Here is a 14,079-nt window from a genome sequence, read left to right on the forward strand (position 1 = left end):
AAGCGTTACTGCAAGCCGAATTCGCGCATGACCTGCGCACACCACTGGTCCAGGCGCTCATCGGTGCGGTCAAATTCGTTCTCTTCGTCCAGCGCCAAACCTACAAACTGGCTGCCATCAGGGGTCAGTCCCTTGGACTCTTCGAACTCGTATCCGTCTGCAGACCAGTAGCCCACAGCTTTTGCGCCTACGGCAACCATCTGTGCATGCAGGTAGCCAAGTGCGTCCTGATACCACTGTGGGTAGCCTTCTTGGTCACCCAGTCCGTAGCAGGCCACTTTTTTGCCACTCAAATCCAGTGCAGTCAGCTGATCCCAGCAGTTTTCCCAATCTTCCTGGAGCTCTCCATAGTCCCAGGTCGGGATGCCGAGAATCAGAAAGTCGTACTCCTGCATCTCGGCGACATCATCGCTGGCGACATTGTGCAGGTCGATCCACTCGTCACCGATGCGTTCGCGAATTTTTTCCGCGGCCATTTCGGTGTAGCAAGTACTGGATCCGTAAAACAGCCCAATCGGGGCTCGTGAGGTGTCTGTTGGTTGCATGATCTACTGAGCGTTCACATAGCCAAGCTGTCGCCAGGCCTCATAAATAACAATCGCCGCGGCGTTGGACAGGTTGATGCTGCGGCTGTTGGCGCACATGGGGATGCGCAGGGTGTGCTCCTGCCCCGTCATGGCGAGAAACTCGGCGGGCAGGCCACGTGTTTCCGGGCCAAATACAATCGCATCATCCGCGCGGAATTCGATTTCAGAATGGGGTTTGCTGCCCTTGGTGGAGAGTGCCAGCACGCGCTTGGGCTGCTCTGCGGTCACAAAAGCTTCCCAATCCCGATGGCGCACCACCCGGCTGTACTCGGCGTAGTCGAGCCCAGCGCGGCGCAGGCGCTTGTCGTCCATGGCGAATCCCAACGGTTCAATCAGGTGCAGCTCGGCACCGGTATTGGCGCACAGGCGAATAATGTTGCCGGTGTTTGGGGCAATCTCTGGTTGGTAGAGAACGATTTTGAACATAGCTAATGGGTAGTTAAGGGCACTGCTTTTCGAATGCGTCAGTGTCGGTGGCGTCGACACTGCTATTGTCAGAAGTTGACGTTATAGCCAGACGCTGACGTTAAAGAAAGTATCGAGTGCCCAAAACCAAGATAAGATCAGCCGGGCCCGCAACCGCGTGGGTGATGACGGGCGCGGATTATAACGCGGAGGAGGTTTCTTCGCAGTCTATCTCGACCCCAAGCTCATCGGCGATTTCGTCAAGCTCGTCGTACAGGCCGTCAATACTGACATCTTCGCTGACGCTGATGGCGCATTCTGCGGAAAACAGCGGCTCGCCACTCCACGGGGTGCTGCCGTAGCGGGTATCCAGGGTTTCCACATTGATCTTGCGGGCAGCCAGCGCGCGGGAGATCTCTTTTACGATTCCCGGGCGGTCATTGCCCACCAGCTTCAGCTGCAAGGTCTGGCGGTTATCTGCTGCCACGGCCAGGGCATCCTCGATTTGCAGCTTGAAGTCGGCGCCGGCCAGGTTTTGCAGTGCCGCTTTCAGGCGCGGGCTGTCTTGCGCGGTGGCGCTCAAGCGAACAATGCCGGCGAATTTCCCGGCGAAATGGGCCATGCGGCTGTCTTCCCAGTTGCCGCCGTTCTCTGCCACTACGGCGGAGAGCATCTCCACTACGCCGGGCTTGTCGTCGCTGATAATCGAAATGACGAAGTGCTGTTGCATGAGGGCTTCCTTACTGGCGCTTGTAACACTGTGCAATGATTCGTGTGATGAATTGTAGCCAGTGTGACCCCCGGGGGGCAAAAAACGTGAATAGCGCTCATTTAGTCGATATTCGCGCCGAAGCGACTTTACATGGGGGTGGGTAGGGTGTTGAATCGGGCGGTGAAGAAAATAATTCTAACCAGGCCCAATCGAGGAGACCCCTGATGAAATTGACTCACTGGCTTGCCGGCATTGCATTTGCGGCGACCACAGCTGGCGCTGTACAGGCCGACGCGATCAAGGATGCGGTGGCGAGCGATAAGCGCACAGCGGAATATGCCGCGCGGGACGGATTCCGTCACCCGGCGGAAACCCTCGAATTCTTCCAAGTGAAGCCAACGATGACCGTGGTGGAAATTTGGCCAGGCGGCGGTTGGTATACCGAGATCCTGTCTCCTCTTTTGCAGGCTGAAGGCAAGCTGTACGCGGCCCACTTCCCGAAAGAGACCGAGGTTGGCTACTTCAAGCGTTCACGCGAAAACTTCGAAAAGAAACTGGCCGATAACAAAGATGCTTACGAGAAGGTCGTAATGACCGAGTTTGCACCGGGTCAGGACCTGGAAATCGCTCCGGCGGGTACTGCGGACGCGGTGTTGACCTTCCGCAACGTGCACAACTGGATGCGCGGCGACAATGAAGCGGCAGCCTTCAAGACCTTCTACAAGGCACTGAAGCCAGGTGGCGTATTGGGTGTGGTTGAGCACCGTGCCAAACCGGATACCTCCCGTGAGGACATGATGTCCAGTGGCTACATGACTCAGGACTACGTAGTAGATCTGGCGACCAAAGCCGGTTTTGTTCTGGAAGAAGCCAGCGAAGTGAATGCCAACCCGAAAGACACCGCAGTGCACCCGAAGGGTGTCTGGACGCTGCCACCGCGTCTAGCATTGGGTGACGAAGACAAAGAGAAGTACCAGTCCATCGGCGAGAGCGACCGTATGACCCTGCGCTTCCGCAAGCCCAAGTCCTGATTCTTTAAGGATTCAGTGATGAAAATGCCCCGAAATCTTCGGGGCATTTTTTGTTCTGGGCTTTGCCGAGGCTTGTTGGTAGGTGGCCACCACCTTTTGATTCGAGACGCATGACTGCCGAATCTGATATGTTCTGCTTCAGAACTTGCCTTATATAGATCCCGATGATTATTCCATTCAAGCAACTCCCACCCGAAACCCTGCAAAACCTGTTGGAAGAATATGCGACCCGCGATGGCACCGACTACGGCGAGCGGGAAGTAAGCCTTGTCGATAAGGTTTCCAGCCTGCGCCGTCAGCTGGAAGACAAAACCATCGTGATTTGGTTTGAACCCGGTGAGGAGTCGGTCAACCTCATTCTTGCGGAAGACATTCCCAAAGAGGATGACCACTGATGGCGTTGCCGGGTGATTGGTTGATTGATCAACCGGAAGCGCCGCCGATCGGCTGGTTTCTGTTTGCCCACGGTGCCGGCGCCCCAATGGATAGCGACTTTATGCAAGCGCTGACGCAGTTACTGGTAGAGCGGGACCTGGGGGTTGTGCGGTTTGAGTTTCCGTATATGGCCGAGCGTAGGGAAACCGGTAAGCGCCGGCCGCCTAACAAGATGGAGGTGTTGCTGGATTCCTTCCAAACACAGATTGATCGTGTGCGGTCCGAGCTTGCCCAGGCGCCCCTGTATATCGGTGGCAAGTCTATGGGCGGGCGCGTGGCGAGTATGCTGGTGCAGGATAATTTTGACTGCGGGAAAGTGGCGGGGGCCGTCTGTCTCGGATATCCCTTCCACCCACCGGGTAAGCCAGAAAAATTACGCACCGAACACCTGCAGCCTCTGACCAGTCCAACCCTCATTGTGCAGGGCACCCGGGACAAACTCGGGAGCCTGGAGGAAGTAGAGGGTTACGCTCTGGCCAACGCGATTCAAGTGCACTGGCTTGAAGACGGGGATCACGACTTCAAGCCACGCAAGGTCAGTGGTTTTACCCAGTCACAACACTGGCAGGCCGCGGCTGACCAGATGCGACAGTGGATGCATCTTCAAGAATCGTAATCTTTTCTTCGTGGGCGAGCATGGGGGCGAGCTGGGCCATTTGGTCCCGCCGCTCTTCACTGTCATACCAGTGTTGCCAGTGCAGGATCGACTTCCAGCGCGACATGGTGAAGCGGCGCAGTGGGTTACCCATTTCGGTATAGGTATGGCCGTCTACAAACCCGGTGGTTTGATAGGCGTTGGTGAGCAGCCGGCGCGCGGCCTCCTCGTAAGTAGACTCCAGGTCCAGGGCAATTTCCCGTTCAATCAATACGTAAATCATCGCAATTCATACACCATTCGCACTTACATCATTCAAAGTTACGATCGACTTTAGAGTACCAGGCAAGTGACTGGCAAGTACCTGTGTCCAACAGAGTTTATGGGACGTGGTGATCCCATACACAGCAGTTTAGCCTTCAGTGAACTCAGTAGCGGAGACTGGCCAGTCTGAGCGAAGCGGATGACGCGGCTCGGTAAATCCCCGACAATAGCCATTATGAAGTCACAACATACCCTTGATGCCCGCGGCCTGCTGTGCCCGGAACCTGTAATGATGCTGCATACCGCTGTGCGAAAAGTCAGCGCTGGTGAGGTATTGCAGATGTTCGCCACAGACCCATCCACTCAGCGGGACGTGCCCAAGTTCTGCCAGTTTCTCGGTTATGAGTTGGTGAAGCACCTGGAAGAAAATGACGAGTTCGTTTACTGGATTAAAAAAGCAGATTCCTGAGGTCTACGTGCGGTGTAGGCAGCGGCGGAAATAACAAGGGCGACCACTGGTCGCCCTTGTCTTACATGATTTGTAGGGAAGTAATTTTTAGGGCGAAGTGACAAGCGCCGCGATCGCAGCAAGGGCCTCTGGGTCCTCAGATTTGATCTTGTTGGCGATGTGGTGTTGGAAGAAGTAGCGGAAACATTCGGACCCTTGAGCCGGGTACAGGCATTCGTCCCCTGGCAGGACCGGCGTGGTCTCCACACTATTGTGATCAATCAGCATGCCGTGGATCTCTCCGCTGGCAAATAGACGCCAGCTCACGACTTCAGTAAGGGTCAGGTTTTCCTTGTCGGCATCCATAAACACCGCGTGGGTGCCAATGGTGTCGGGAACCTCCTGAACAACCTCATCCGCCTGATTGCTTTCATACTCGAAGTATTCCGCCGCAGTCTCCAGCTCGACGATTTTATGGATGGGGGGCTCGTGGAATATTTCCTCGATACCCGGGTCGTAATAGCCTTCAAACCGTCCATCCAGGGGATCCTGAATATCCGGGCAGGCCACAATGGAGTTTAACCAGGGAACCAACCCGACCACCTCGCCGTTGGCACGCAGGCCCCAGCAAAGGATTTTCAGGCTGTAGAGATCTGTCCCACTGGAATTGTTGGAGTAGAGCATTTCCAAGCCGTCGAGCTCCGGAGACAGGCGGATAAACCGCAGGCTCTCTGAAGTTTCGATTGGCTTGCCGGTGAAGAGGTCAACCACGTTGTTGGTACTGTGGTCGGTCATGGAGCACCTCCTTGCAGGGCCGGTAGTAGGGCGGGAAGGTCTTGTACTACTTATTGAGGTGCAACCGGCGTAGAGATACCGTGCGAGGGCCGGGCGGCCATCGCCGAATCCAGACTCCGGGAGCAACTTTTTTGCCTCCCTGGGAAGCCGGTACCGCAACCGAAAACAACCGCTGAGCGCTGCAAAAAACATCGCATCGAACGGAAGTAGGTTTCCGGTATCCCTATGTCCAAAGGTATATTCTGATCCGCAGAAATACAACCAGCGGAATGGGGTTGTTTACTACTAAATGTCTCCTTTTTGATTGAATGGACAGGTAGCGGCTACGGACTTGGTATTCGACCATTTTTTGCCGCCCATGTTCCCGATCTAGTCCCCGATCTGGCTCCTGGCCTTGATCCCGGCGCACTCACTGATATAGTCCGCGCCAACCGGGCAGTTTCGCAGGAATTTCACTGCCAGTTTTGAATGAAGAGCAGTCCTTGGCAGCTCAGAGCAGAGAGCAACCACACGTTTTGTCGAATACGGTTATAGATGAGCAAGTTCTATACCATCCTGAGGCGTCTCGGGAGGAAATAGGTGACGTTTCGCCGAGCTCGGTGACTGAATGTATAGTCACCGTCTTCAATACGTGCTTTGCTGCCGTCGATAGCCTCAATACCCGTCTCGAGGGTGGTCACCCTGAACCTTACTATCGCCCAGGCACCTGTGAAGGCGAGGTGCACCGTGTGGAATTTACCCGGGATTATCCCGCCAGTGCGCTACATGAAGCGGCGCATTGGTGCGTGGCGGGCGCTGAGCGGCGCAAGCAGCCGGACTACGGCTACTGGTATGCCCCGGATGGGCGCAGTGCCCAACAGCAAGCGGAATTTGAGCGGGTGGAAGTAAAGCCCCAGGCGCTGGAGTGGATTTTCGCGCGCGCCTGCGGCCTGGGTTTTCGCGTAAGTGCGGACAACCTGGATACGGGGCTTGGCCCAAGTGATGGGTTCAAGCGAGCGATCTGGCAGCAAGTGCAGAATTACTGCGCGGAGGGCGTCAATGGGCGTGCTGAGCTGTTTGCGCAATCCTTGGCACAGGCTTTCGGCCAGCCAAATCCGTTCAAGCAGGCGCAATATCGACTGGAGGATCTCGGGTGAAGCAGATTTATCTGGTGGATGCCTCTGTCTATATTTTCCGCTACTACTTTGCGTTGCCCCCGAATTGGGAAAGCCGTTCCGGTTACACCACCGAAGCGGTATACGGCTTCAGTAATTTCCTACTGGATCTTTTGGCACGCCGGCCCGATGGTATCGCTTGCGCATTTGACGAGTCCCTCGGCAGCTGCTTCCGCAACGAAATTTATCCAGACTATAAGTGCAGTCGGGCACTACCGGACGAGGGACTCGCGTTTCAGCTGGCTGCGTGCCGGGAAATGGCTGAGGCCCTCGGCATCGCCAGCTTCGCCAGTGAGCGCTATGAGGCAGACGATATTCTCGCCACCCTGACCAGGATCTGTGCCGAGCAGGGGGAAGCGCCGGTGGTCGTTACCCGGGATAAAGACCTTGGGCAGTTGCTTAGTCGTGGCGCATCCAGCCTGTGGGACTTTGCCGCCGATGCGCATATGGGAAGCGCTGAGATTGAAGCGAAGTTCGGTGTGCGCCCCGAACAGATTGCCGACTATCTGGCACTGGTTGGTGACAGCATTGACGATATCCCCGGTGTACCCGGCATCGGTGCCAAGACGGCAGCGGGCCTACTAAGCGAGTTTCGCTCTGTCGATGAATTGCTGGCGAACCGAGAGCGCGTAGCGGGCCTTAAAATACGCGGGGCCAAAGGCTTGGTGGATAAGCTGGCTGAACATGAGGGTCAGATTCGCATGGCATTGCAACTCGCGCAGTTGGCTTACGATGTGCCAGTGGGGGTGGCATCTGAAGCACTAGCCCATAACCCCTCAGGGCCTGATTTGGCGATTGCCCTGGCTGAGGAGTTTGGTATTGGTGGACTTGCCAACAAGATTTCCCGCACGCTGACGAACAAAAGTGCAGAGCCTGTAACCTGACTCGTCTGGATTAGATACTGATTTTTAATGATATATGAGAAGTCATGAGTCTTAACGCCACCGCAACAATGCCAATAACAACACCGCTCAATATCGTCGCCGATGAAAACATTCCCGGGCTTGAGCAGTGGTTTGGCGATCTCGGCACGATTGTACGCGCGCCGGGACGCAATCTTTCGCCATCGCAATTAGCGGATGCCGATATTTTGCTGGTGCGCTCGGTCACCCAGGTGAACGAAGCGCTGCTGGCGAACACGCCGGTGCGTTTTGTCGGTAGTTGTACGATTGGCACCGACCACTTGGATACGCACTGGCTGGAGCAGCAGGGTATCGCCTGGAGTGCGGCCCCAGGCTGTAACGCCAATTCGGTAGTGGAATATGTGTTTTGCGCACTGGCAGCGTTGGATGTCGATTGGCGCGGGCGCAATTTCGGCATTGTTGGTTGTGGCAACGTCGGTGGGTCGCTGCAGCGCAAACTGCACGCGTTAAATATCCAATGCAAAATTTATGATCCCTGGAAAACCGATAACCCGGATAGCGCGACGCTCGAAGAAGTCCTGCAGCAGGATGTGATCTGCCTGCATGCTCCTCTGGTGAAAGATGGCCCGCACCCCAGTCTGCATATGATTGATGGTGAGGCGTTGGATCGTATTCGTCCCGGTGCGGTGCTGATCAGCGCCGGCCGTGGTGCAGTGATCGACAATCACGCGCTGCGCGAACGGGACACGTCGTTTACCACGGTGCTGGATGTTTGGGAAAACGAACCGGATATGGATGCGGAGCTGCTTGAACGTGTAAACCTCGGCAGCCCGCATATCGCCGGCTACAGTCACGATGGCAAGCTGGCGGGGACGCGAATGATCCGTGAAGCACTTAACCAGGCGCTGGACCTGCCTGTGGCAGAAACCGCGCAAGAGGCCAGCTCAGCGAGTTCGCCGGAGCAACCGCGGTTGACTACCGACAAGTCGGGCTTTGCGGCAATGCGTGAATTGTTGTTGTCGATGTACGACCCGCGCCAGGATGACACCCGCCTGCGTGCGGCGGCGCAGTCTGCGGCCACCGGTGGGGAATCTCTACCGCTTGCGTTTGATCAGCTGCGCAAGCAGTACCCGAAGCGTCTGGAATTCTCACATTACACTTTGCCATCGTCCGCGCAGTTACCGAATCTCGACCAAGCGGTGTGTGCGCAATTGGCAATATTGGGGCTCAAGTGAAGCTTAAAAAACTCGGACTTATCATCAACCCCTGGGCGGGCGTTGGTGGCCCCGCCGGGCTCAAGGGGAGCGATGGTGCAGACACCGTGACTCGCGCACTGGCGGCGGGTATTGAGCCGCAATCGCACAAGCGCGCAGCGATCGCGCTAGGCGCGTTGCAACCGTTTAGCGAGGCGTTGCAAATTGTGACTTTTGCCGGTGATATGGGCGAAGAGCTGGCAGCCTCCTTAGGCTTTACTGTAGAGGTGATTGGTAAAGCTGGCGGTAAACGCTCCACGCCGATGGACTCCGAGTTGGCCGCTGCAGCGATTCGCGATGCCGGTGCGGATTTAATTGTGTTCGCCGGTGGCGATGGCACCGCGCGCAATATGGTCAATGCGCTAGGCGATGGCTTTCCTGTGCTGGGGATTCCGGCCGGGGTAAAAATGCATTCCGCATGCTTTGCCATCTCCCCACGTGCGGCGGGCGAAGTGCTGCGTCGTCTGATGTCCGGTGAGCTGGTAGATTTGCACCAGCGCGAAGTGCGCGATATTGACGAGAAATCCTTTCGTGAAGGGCGGGTAAGTACCCGCTATTACGGCGAGTTGCTGGTGCCGGAAGAAGGGCACTTTTTGCAGGCGGTAAAAAATGCCGGGCGCGAAGTGGAAGAGCTGGCAGTGGCAGACATCGCCGCGCAGATGGTGGAAGAAATTGACGAGCTGGACCCGGAGACCCTGTATGTATTCGGCCCCGGTTCTACGACCCTTGCGGTGTTGAACGAGCTGGGCGAGAAGGGGACCCTGCTGGGGGTGGACCTCTGGCGCAATGGATCCTTGGTGGCGGCAGATGTCAGCGCCCCGCAAATTGTGCAGGCAATCGCGCAACACCGTGAATCCCACCCAGAGCGCCCGGTAAAAATTATTCTTACCGCCATCGGTGGTCAGGGCCATTTAATTGGTCGCGGCAATCAGCAGCTAAACCCGCAGGTTCTGACCAGTGTTGGTCGGGAAAATCTGTTGGTGGTTGCCACAAAAACAAAGGTCACCGAACTGGGTAGCCGACCGTTGTTGATTGATAGCGGTGATCCGGCACTGGACGAAGCCTGGAGTGGCTTTGTGCGGGTAGTCACAGGCTACCGCGACGAAATTCTCTACCCATTGTCTGGTGACGGCAGCGGTATTGCGCCAGATCATTCGTCTGCCACACGCGACGAATAACACTCAGTAAAGAACTAAAGAGTACAAGTACATTGAATTGGGAACCCTTGCTGCAGGTAGTGCGCAGCAAATTGCAGGAAGAACAGTCTCAGGGTGAAGCACCCGATAGCCGCCGCCTGTTTCATGGCCGTGGGCACTGCTATGCGGGTCTGGACCGGGTGTGTGTAGACAGATATCACCCCGCTATTCTGGTCACTTTGTTTGACGAATATCCCGAGGAAGATACGCTCGCGGACCAGCTGTGGTCACTGGTGGAGCCACTGGGGTACAAGGGCGTGGCCGTGCAGCGACGCTACCAGCGCGGTGCCCCCATTCAGTGGCAGTGTGGCGAAGAAGTGGAAGCACCCGTGGCCCGTCGCGGCGCGCTGAAGTTTCCACTCACCTTTGATCGTCAGAACGTGGGCTTCTTTCTGGACATCGAACCAGGCCGCCAATGGTTGGAGCAGCAGGTGCGGGAAAAGGCCGGCAAGGTCGACAACCTCAAGCTGCTGAACCTGTTCGCGTTTACCTGTGCGTTTTCTGCGGTGGCGCGCGCCGCGGGTGAGCTGGAAGTACTGAACGTGGATCTGAACAAGGGCGTGCTAAAGCGCGGGCAGGCCAATCACCAGCTAAACAACCTGGCCAGCAAGGGTATTCGCTTCCTCGCCATGGATGCACTGCGGGACTTCAAACGCTATGACCGACGCGGGCCATTTCAGTTGGCTGTAGTAGACCCGCCCACCCGACAGCGGGGCAGTTTCGATGCGGCAGAGAACTACGCGCGGCAGTTGGAGCTATTGCCCGGCTGCCTGGCTGATGAGGCAGACTTGCTGCTGGTGTTGAATTCACCGGCCCACAGTGAGCAGTATTTCAGAGAGTTGATTGAAGCGGCGAACCCGGGTTTTTCAGTGGTAGCGCGGTTACCGCAGAATCCGGATTTCCCGGATAGCGATTCCGACGCAGCATTAAAAATGTTGCATGTGAAGTTTCACAGGTGACGCATTAAATCCACTACCAGCGCTTCCAGCTCAGGTGACGAGCCTCCGCGTACAGCCTCGTTAAGCTTTTCCGCATTGCTCATCCCGTCTTCGCCGCGGCTTACCATAAGCAGGAAGCTGCGGTGGGACAGGGTGGCTTCCTCCACCGCCTCCTGACGCACAATTTGGGCGAAATTAATATAGCCGCACTCCTTGAGCCAAGTCATTGCGCCCAGGCAGGCGAGGTGGCGGGGGGAGTGCAGGCCGAATTCGTCCGGGGTGTCAGGGCCGGAAATGTCTTCCACGTAGATGGTCGCCGGTACGGGGAACTGCTGGAATAGTGCCAACAGAATACGCCCCGCATCGCGGTAAAAGTCGTGAATGTGCAGATCGTCCAGCATGTTGCTCTATTGCCAGTATTCTTTTGCCAGTACTTAGCGGCTAATTATTTGCTGTAGTGTTCGAGGAAATTGCCCAGTCGTGCAATTGCGTGCGACAGGTCGTCGGCCCGCGGCAGAAACACGATGCGTAAGTGGTTCGGCTCATCCCAGTGGAAGGCGCTGCCCTGTACCAGCAGAATCTTTTCCTTGCGCAGGAACTCAAGCACAAAGCGCTCGTCGTCTTCGATCTTATGTCTATTCAGATCCAGCTTGGGGAACAGGTAGATAGCGCCCTGTGGCTTCACGCAGCTGACTCCGGGAATGTCATTCAGCATGCGATAGGCAAGGTCGCGCTGCTGGCGCAGCCGGCCTCCGGGGAGCACCAGGTCGTTGATACTCTGGTAGCCGCCCAGTGCAGTTTGCACCGCAAACATGGCCGGTACGTTGCTGCACAGGCGCATGGAGGAAAGAATATCCATGCCCTGAATGAATCCTTTGGCGCGCTGCTTGGCACCGCTGACAATCATCCAGCCAGAGCGGAACCCTGCCAGACGGTAGGATTTAGACAGGCCGTTGAAGCTCAGGCACAGCACGTCTTGTGCCAGTGAGCCCATCGGTACGAACTCAGCGTCGTCGTACAGAATTTTGCTGTAGATCTCGTCGGCAAAAATTATCAGATTGTGCTGGCGTGCCAGCTCGACGATTTGCTCCAACAGCTCACGCGGGTATACGGCGCCGGTGGGGTTATTCGGGTTGATCACCACGATGCCGCGGGTGCGGGAAGTGATCTTCGACTTGATGTCTTCAATATCCGGCAGCCAGCCCGCTTGCTCGTCGCAGCGGTAAAGTACCGCATTGGCGCCAGTCAAATTGGTGGCGGCCATCCACAGTGGGTAGTTGGGCATCGGCAACAGCATTTCATCGCCGTCATTCAGCAACGCCTGGGTGGACATGGAAATCAGCTCGGAAACGCCGTTGCCGAGGTAGATGTCATCGATGTCCACATCGGGAATGCCCAGGGTCTGACATTCCTGCATGATGGCCTTGCGCGCCGCAAACAGGCCCTTGGATTCTACATAGCCCTGGGCCTGGGATAGGTTGTAAATCACGTCCTGCAGGATTTCATCGGGTGCGTCGAAGCCGAAGGGTGCCGGATTGCCGATATTCAGCTTCATGATCCGGTGGCCTTCTTCTTCCAGGCGCGTGGCCTGCTCCATGACGGGTCCGCGAATCTCGTAACAGACCCCGTGGAGTTTTTCCGACTTGTGAATATCCTTCATTGCAGCGTTCTTTAATTAGGCTCAGTAAATTGGGTTTGTGTGCATTGGCCCGGCTGTATTCGATGAAACTGTTTCCGTGGAACTGCCGGGCGGGCAAATTCGTTTCTCTCCAACGCTCGGACCTAGTAGGCTGTACTGCTCGTTAGTAAGGCAATCAGCGGCTGGTCGGTCCAGCGATTGGGTGGGCGCCCCGGGGTATGAGGTGCTGCCACAAAGCGTTTTGCCGGGGCAGGGTAATGCCGCTGGATACTGACTTTTCAGGCAAAAAAGGAGGCACAGTATGGCAAAAGAAAAAGACGATAACTACTGGCGTGAACGCCTGACTGCGGAAGAATTTCGTGTTTGCCGGGAAGCAGGGACCGAGCGTCCATTTACCGGTGAGTACTGGGACAGCTTTGAAGACGGCAAGTACCTATGTCGCTGTTGTCAGGAAGTGCTGTTTCATTCCTCATCCAAGTTTGACGCCGGATGTGGCTGGCCCAGCTTTGATGCGGAGGCGAGTGCGGGGGTTGTTGAGGAGCGCGCGGACCACAGCCTGGGGATGCGACGGGTTGAGATACTGTGCGCCAACTGCGGCAGCCACCTGGGGCATGTATTCCCCGACGGGCCGACCGACACCGGCTTGCGCTATTGTGTTAATTCACTGTCGGTAAAACTGGATCCGGATACCGAACCACAAGATGACTGAGCCCGCGCCAGGGTAGAGGGTAAGGCAGGAGGCTGACTATGCTGCGTTCCGGGCGTCCACGTCACTGGAGTCGCTGGTTGTACCGCATCCAGTGGATACTGCTTGCGCTGATTGGCTTGGCGATTGTTGCGGTGCGGGTAGGGGTGCTGAAGCTCGACTCGACGTATTCCGCGTTCACCGCCCTCGGCCTGGCAATGATCGCTGTCGCGCTCATTGCTATGCTGGTGTTCCTGTGGGGTATGGTAAAACGCAATGCAGAGGCGCGGACCTCGGCATTGTGGGCCATGCTGCTGGCGGTGGTCCCCGTAGCCGTACCGATGATGTTGGTGGGCCAGCAGAACCTGAATATGCCGGCTCTCTACGACATTACTACCGACCTGAAAGACCCGCCCGAATTCGACATGCTGATCTCCCTGCGCCGGGAGGGCGATAATAGCCCGGATTACCCCGGGCGAGTCGCTGCCGATATTCAGGCCGCCACCCCCGCCTATGCCGATATCAAACCGCTTATTGTGGATGTGCCAACACGCACCGTAATTGAACATGCAGAGAAGGTTGCGCGCGAGTTGGGCTGGCGGGTGATTGCGGTCCAGCCCGCCAAGGGGCGGCTGGAATTGGTCGGGCGTACCCCGTTGCTTGGTCTGACTCAGGACATCGTGGTTCGAGTCCGCCCTCACGAACCGGAAAAGGCCGACGAGTCAGCCGCGACTGAAAAGCCGTCTGCCGAACAGACGAAACAGGCAGGTGCTACGCCAGCCAGCGCTAAGCAGGGCCCTGTGAGGGTGGATGTACGCTCAGCTTCGCGCACCGGTGCTCGCGATTTGGGTAGCAATGCTGGGAGTATTCGTCTCTTTCTTGGGCACCTGCAGCAGCGATTGGAACGCTGGGCGGGAGAGCAGCCCCCGGTGGCGCAGTAATCGCTGGTCATCCGAGCTAAGGATTTCTGCGGGTTTTGGCCGCTGGTTGTGTAAGTGTCTGTATGGAAAGGAAAAATTTCTGGAAAAGTTTTAAATCGGGTGTTGACAGCCCCCCGGCCTCTCCATAGAATGCGCCCC

18 protein-coding genes are annotated in these 14,079 nt (G+C 56.7%); 11 read left to right on the forward strand and 7 right to left on the reverse strand.

The genetic code is table 11. The annotated features are described in order from the left end of the window. Window positions 1-5: 5 nt before the first annotated feature. From fldB to Mag101_RS06310, 3 genes are all read right to left on the reverse strand, one after another. The gene (gene fldB, locus Mag101_RS06300; RefSeq protein ID WP_077402325.1) at window positions 6-545 is read right to left on the reverse strand and encodes a flavodoxin FldB; all 540 of its coding nucleotides are present in this window, start codon (window positions 543-545) and stop codon (window positions 6-8) included. A 3-nt stretch (window positions 546-548) separates the two neighbouring features. After that, entirely contained in the window at window positions 549-1,013 is a 465-nt protein-coding gene (trmL, locus tag Mag101_RS06305; protein ID WP_077402328.1) for a tRNA (uridine(34)/cytosine(34)/5-carboxymethylaminomethyluridine(34)-2'-O)-methyltransferase TrmL, read from the reverse strand. Window positions 1,014-1,191: 178 nt separating this feature from the next. Continuing rightward, window positions 1,192-1,722 carry a glycine cleavage system protein R gene (locus tag Mag101_RS06310; RefSeq protein WP_077402331.1) on the reverse strand — a complete coding sequence of 177 codons (531 nt, stop codon included), beginning with the start codon at window positions 1,720-1,722 and terminating at the stop codon, window positions 1,192-1,194. A gap of 206 nt (window positions 1,723-1,928) precedes the next feature. On the opposite strand from Mag101_RS06310, the gene Mag101_RS06315 reads away from it, so the two are divergent. From Mag101_RS06315 to Mag101_RS06325, 3 genes are all read left to right on the forward strand, one after another. Further along, the gene (locus Mag101_RS06315) at window positions 1,929-2,735 is read left to right on the forward strand and encodes a class I SAM-dependent methyltransferase (RefSeq protein WP_077402334.1); all 807 of its coding nucleotides are present in this window, start codon (window positions 1,929-1,931) and stop codon (window positions 2,733-2,735) included. Window positions 2,736-2,899: 164 nt separating this feature from the next. After that, window positions 2,900-3,130 carry a YheU family protein gene (locus tag Mag101_RS06320; RefSeq protein ID WP_077402337.1) on the forward strand — a complete coding sequence of 77 codons (231 nt, stop codon included), beginning with the start codon at window positions 2,900-2,902 and terminating at the stop codon, window positions 3,128-3,130. Then, the gene (locus Mag101_RS06325; RefSeq protein ID WP_077402340.1) at window positions 3,130-3,786 is read left to right on the forward strand and encodes an alpha/beta family hydrolase; all 657 of its coding nucleotides are present in this window, start codon (window positions 3,130-3,132) and stop codon (window positions 3,784-3,786) included. The genes Mag101_RS06320 and Mag101_RS06325 overlap by 1 nt, the downstream gene beginning before the upstream one ends. On the opposite strand, the gene Mag101_RS06330 is transcribed toward Mag101_RS06325, so the two are convergent. Further along, window positions 3,716-4,048, reverse strand: a complete 333-nt coding sequence (locus Mag101_RS06330) for an antibiotic biosynthesis monooxygenase family protein (protein WP_077402343.1) — start codon at window positions 4,046-4,048, stop codon at window positions 3,716-3,718. The genes Mag101_RS06325 and Mag101_RS06330 overlap by 71 nt on opposite strands. A 216-nt stretch (window positions 4,049-4,264) precedes the next feature. Here Mag101_RS06330 and tusA point away from each other — a divergent pair, with 216 nt between their 5' ends. Beyond that, on the forward strand, window positions 4,265-4,498 hold the full coding sequence (gene tusA / locus Mag101_RS06335) for a sulfurtransferase TusA (RefSeq protein ID WP_077402345.1): 234 nt from the start codon (window positions 4,265-4,267) through the stop codon (window positions 4,496-4,498). Between the two features lie 87 nt (window positions 4,499-4,585). Here the strand turns inward: tusA and Mag101_RS06340 are convergent, their stop codons facing one another. After that, on the reverse strand, window positions 4,586-5,272 hold the full coding sequence (locus tag Mag101_RS06340) for a hypothetical protein (RefSeq protein ID WP_077402348.1): 687 nt from the start codon (window positions 5,270-5,272) through the stop codon (window positions 4,586-4,588). A 599-nt stretch (window positions 5,273-5,871) separates the two neighbouring features. Here Mag101_RS06340 and Mag101_RS06345 point away from each other — a divergent pair. Genes Mag101_RS06345 through Mag101_RS06365 form a run of 5 tightly spaced genes read left to right on the forward strand, consistent with a single transcriptional unit; the run spans window position 5,872 to window position 10,697 of the window. Next, entirely contained in the window at window positions 5,872-6,408 is a 537-nt protein-coding gene (locus tag Mag101_RS06345) for an elongation factor P hydroxylase (protein WP_232325164.1), read from the forward strand. Beyond that, complete coding sequence (locus tag Mag101_RS06350) at window positions 6,405-7,310, forward strand: 5'-3' exonuclease (protein WP_077402351.1); 906 nt, start codon at window positions 6,405-6,407, stop codon at window positions 7,308-7,310. Before Mag101_RS06345 ends, Mag101_RS06350 begins: the two co-directional genes overlap by 4 nt. 44 nt (window positions 7,311-7,354) lie before the next feature. Next, window positions 7,355-8,524: a 4-phosphoerythronate dehydrogenase gene (locus Mag101_RS06355; RefSeq protein ID WP_077402354.1), complete on the forward strand. Its 1,170-nt coding sequence runs from the start codon at window positions 7,355-7,357 to the stop codon at window positions 8,522-8,524. Further along, on the forward strand, window positions 8,521-9,720 hold the full coding sequence (locus tag Mag101_RS06360) for an ATP-NAD kinase family protein (RefSeq protein ID WP_077402357.1): 1,200 nt from the start codon (window positions 8,521-8,523) through the stop codon (window positions 9,718-9,720). Before Mag101_RS06355 ends, Mag101_RS06360 begins: the two co-directional genes overlap by 4 nt. Before the next feature lie 32 nt (window positions 9,721-9,752). Continuing rightward, window positions 9,753-10,697 carry a class I SAM-dependent methyltransferase gene (locus Mag101_RS06365; protein ID WP_077402360.1) on the forward strand — a complete coding sequence of 315 codons (945 nt, stop codon included), beginning with the start codon at window positions 9,753-9,755 and terminating at the stop codon, window positions 10,695-10,697. On the opposite strand, the gene Mag101_RS06370 is transcribed toward Mag101_RS06365, so the two are convergent. Beyond that, window positions 10,688-11,077 carry a hypothetical protein gene (locus Mag101_RS06370; protein WP_077402363.1) on the reverse strand — a complete coding sequence of 130 codons (390 nt, stop codon included), beginning with the start codon at window positions 11,075-11,077 and terminating at the stop codon, window positions 10,688-10,690. The two genes, Mag101_RS06365 and Mag101_RS06370, sit on opposite strands and share 10 nt — an antisense overlap. A 44-nt stretch (window positions 11,078-11,121) precedes the next feature. Next, window positions 11,122-12,336, reverse strand: coding sequence for a pyridoxal phosphate-dependent aminotransferase (locus tag Mag101_RS06375; RefSeq protein WP_077402366.1), 1,215 nt, complete (start codon window positions 12,334-12,336; stop codon window positions 11,122-11,124). A gap of 280 nt (window positions 12,337-12,616) precedes the next feature. Here Mag101_RS06375 and msrB point away from each other — a divergent pair, with 280 nt between their 5' ends. Both msrB and Mag101_RS06385 read left to right on the forward strand, forming a co-directional pair. Beyond that, on the forward strand, window positions 12,617-13,024 hold the full coding sequence (msrB, locus tag Mag101_RS06380; RefSeq protein ID WP_077402369.1) for a peptide-methionine (R)-S-oxide reductase MsrB: 408 nt from the start codon (window positions 12,617-12,619) through the stop codon (window positions 13,022-13,024). Window positions 13,025-13,062: 38 nt separating this feature from the next. After that, on the forward strand, window positions 13,063-13,941 hold the full coding sequence (locus tag Mag101_RS06385; protein ID WP_077402372.1) for a DUF1499 domain-containing protein: 879 nt from the start codon (window positions 13,063-13,065) through the stop codon (window positions 13,939-13,941). The last annotated feature ends 138 nt before the right edge of the window (window positions 13,942-14,079 follow it).

This window comes from Microbulbifer agarilyticus (assembly GCF_001999945.1).
In the GTDB taxonomy this organism is placed as follows: Bacteria; Pseudomonadota; Gammaproteobacteria; order Pseudomonadales; family Cellvibrionaceae; genus Microbulbifer; species Microbulbifer agarilyticus_A.

Bases quoted from the DNA above. Each gene is read 5' to 3' on its own strand.
- fldB (WP_077402325.1), bottom strand. From the start codon at position 545: ATGCAACCAACAGACACCTCACGAGCCCCGATTGGGCTGTTTTACGGA.
- trmL (WP_077402328.1), bottom strand. From the start codon at position 1,013: ATGTTCAAAATCGTTCTCTACCAACCAGAGATTGCCCCAAACACCGGC.
- Mag101_RS06310 (WP_077402331.1), bottom strand. From the start codon at position 1,722: ATGCAACAGCACTTCGTCATTTCGATTATCAGCGACGACAAGCCCGGC.
- Mag101_RS06315 (WP_077402334.1), top strand. From the start codon at position 1,929: ATGAAATTGACTCACTGGCTTGCCGGCATTGCATTTGCGGCGACCACA.
- Mag101_RS06320 (WP_077402337.1), top strand. From the start codon at position 2,900: ATGATTATTCCATTCAAGCAACTCCCACCCGAAACCCTGCAAAACCTG.
- Mag101_RS06325 (WP_077402340.1), top strand. From the start codon at position 3,130: ATGGCGTTGCCGGGTGATTGGTTGATTGATCAACCGGAAGCGCCGCCG.
- Mag101_RS06330 (WP_077402343.1), bottom strand. From the start codon at position 4,048: ATGATTTACGTATTGATTGAACGGGAAATTGCCCTGGACCTGGAGTCT.
- tusA (WP_077402345.1), top strand. From the start codon at position 4,265: ATGAAGTCACAACATACCCTTGATGCCCGCGGCCTGCTGTGCCCGGAA.
- Mag101_RS06340 (WP_077402348.1), bottom strand. From the start codon at position 5,272: ATGACCGACCACAGTACCAACAACGTGGTTGACCTCTTCACCGGCAAG.
- Mag101_RS06355 (WP_077402354.1), top strand. From the start codon at position 7,355: ATGAGTCTTAACGCCACCGCAACAATGCCAATAACAACACCGCTCAAT.
- Mag101_RS06370 (WP_077402363.1), bottom strand. From the start codon at position 11,077: ATGCTGGACGATCTGCACATTCACGACTTTTACCGCGATGCGGGGCGT.
- Mag101_RS06375 (WP_077402366.1), bottom strand. From the start codon at position 12,336: ATGAAGGATATTCACAAGTCGGAAAAACTCCACGGGGTCTGTTACGAG.
- msrB (WP_077402369.1), top strand. From the start codon at position 12,617: ATGGCAAAAGAAAAAGACGATAACTACTGGCGTGAACGCCTGACTGCG.
- Mag101_RS06385 (WP_077402372.1), top strand. From the start codon at position 13,063: ATGCTGCGTTCCGGGCGTCCACGTCACTGGAGTCGCTGGTTGTACCGC.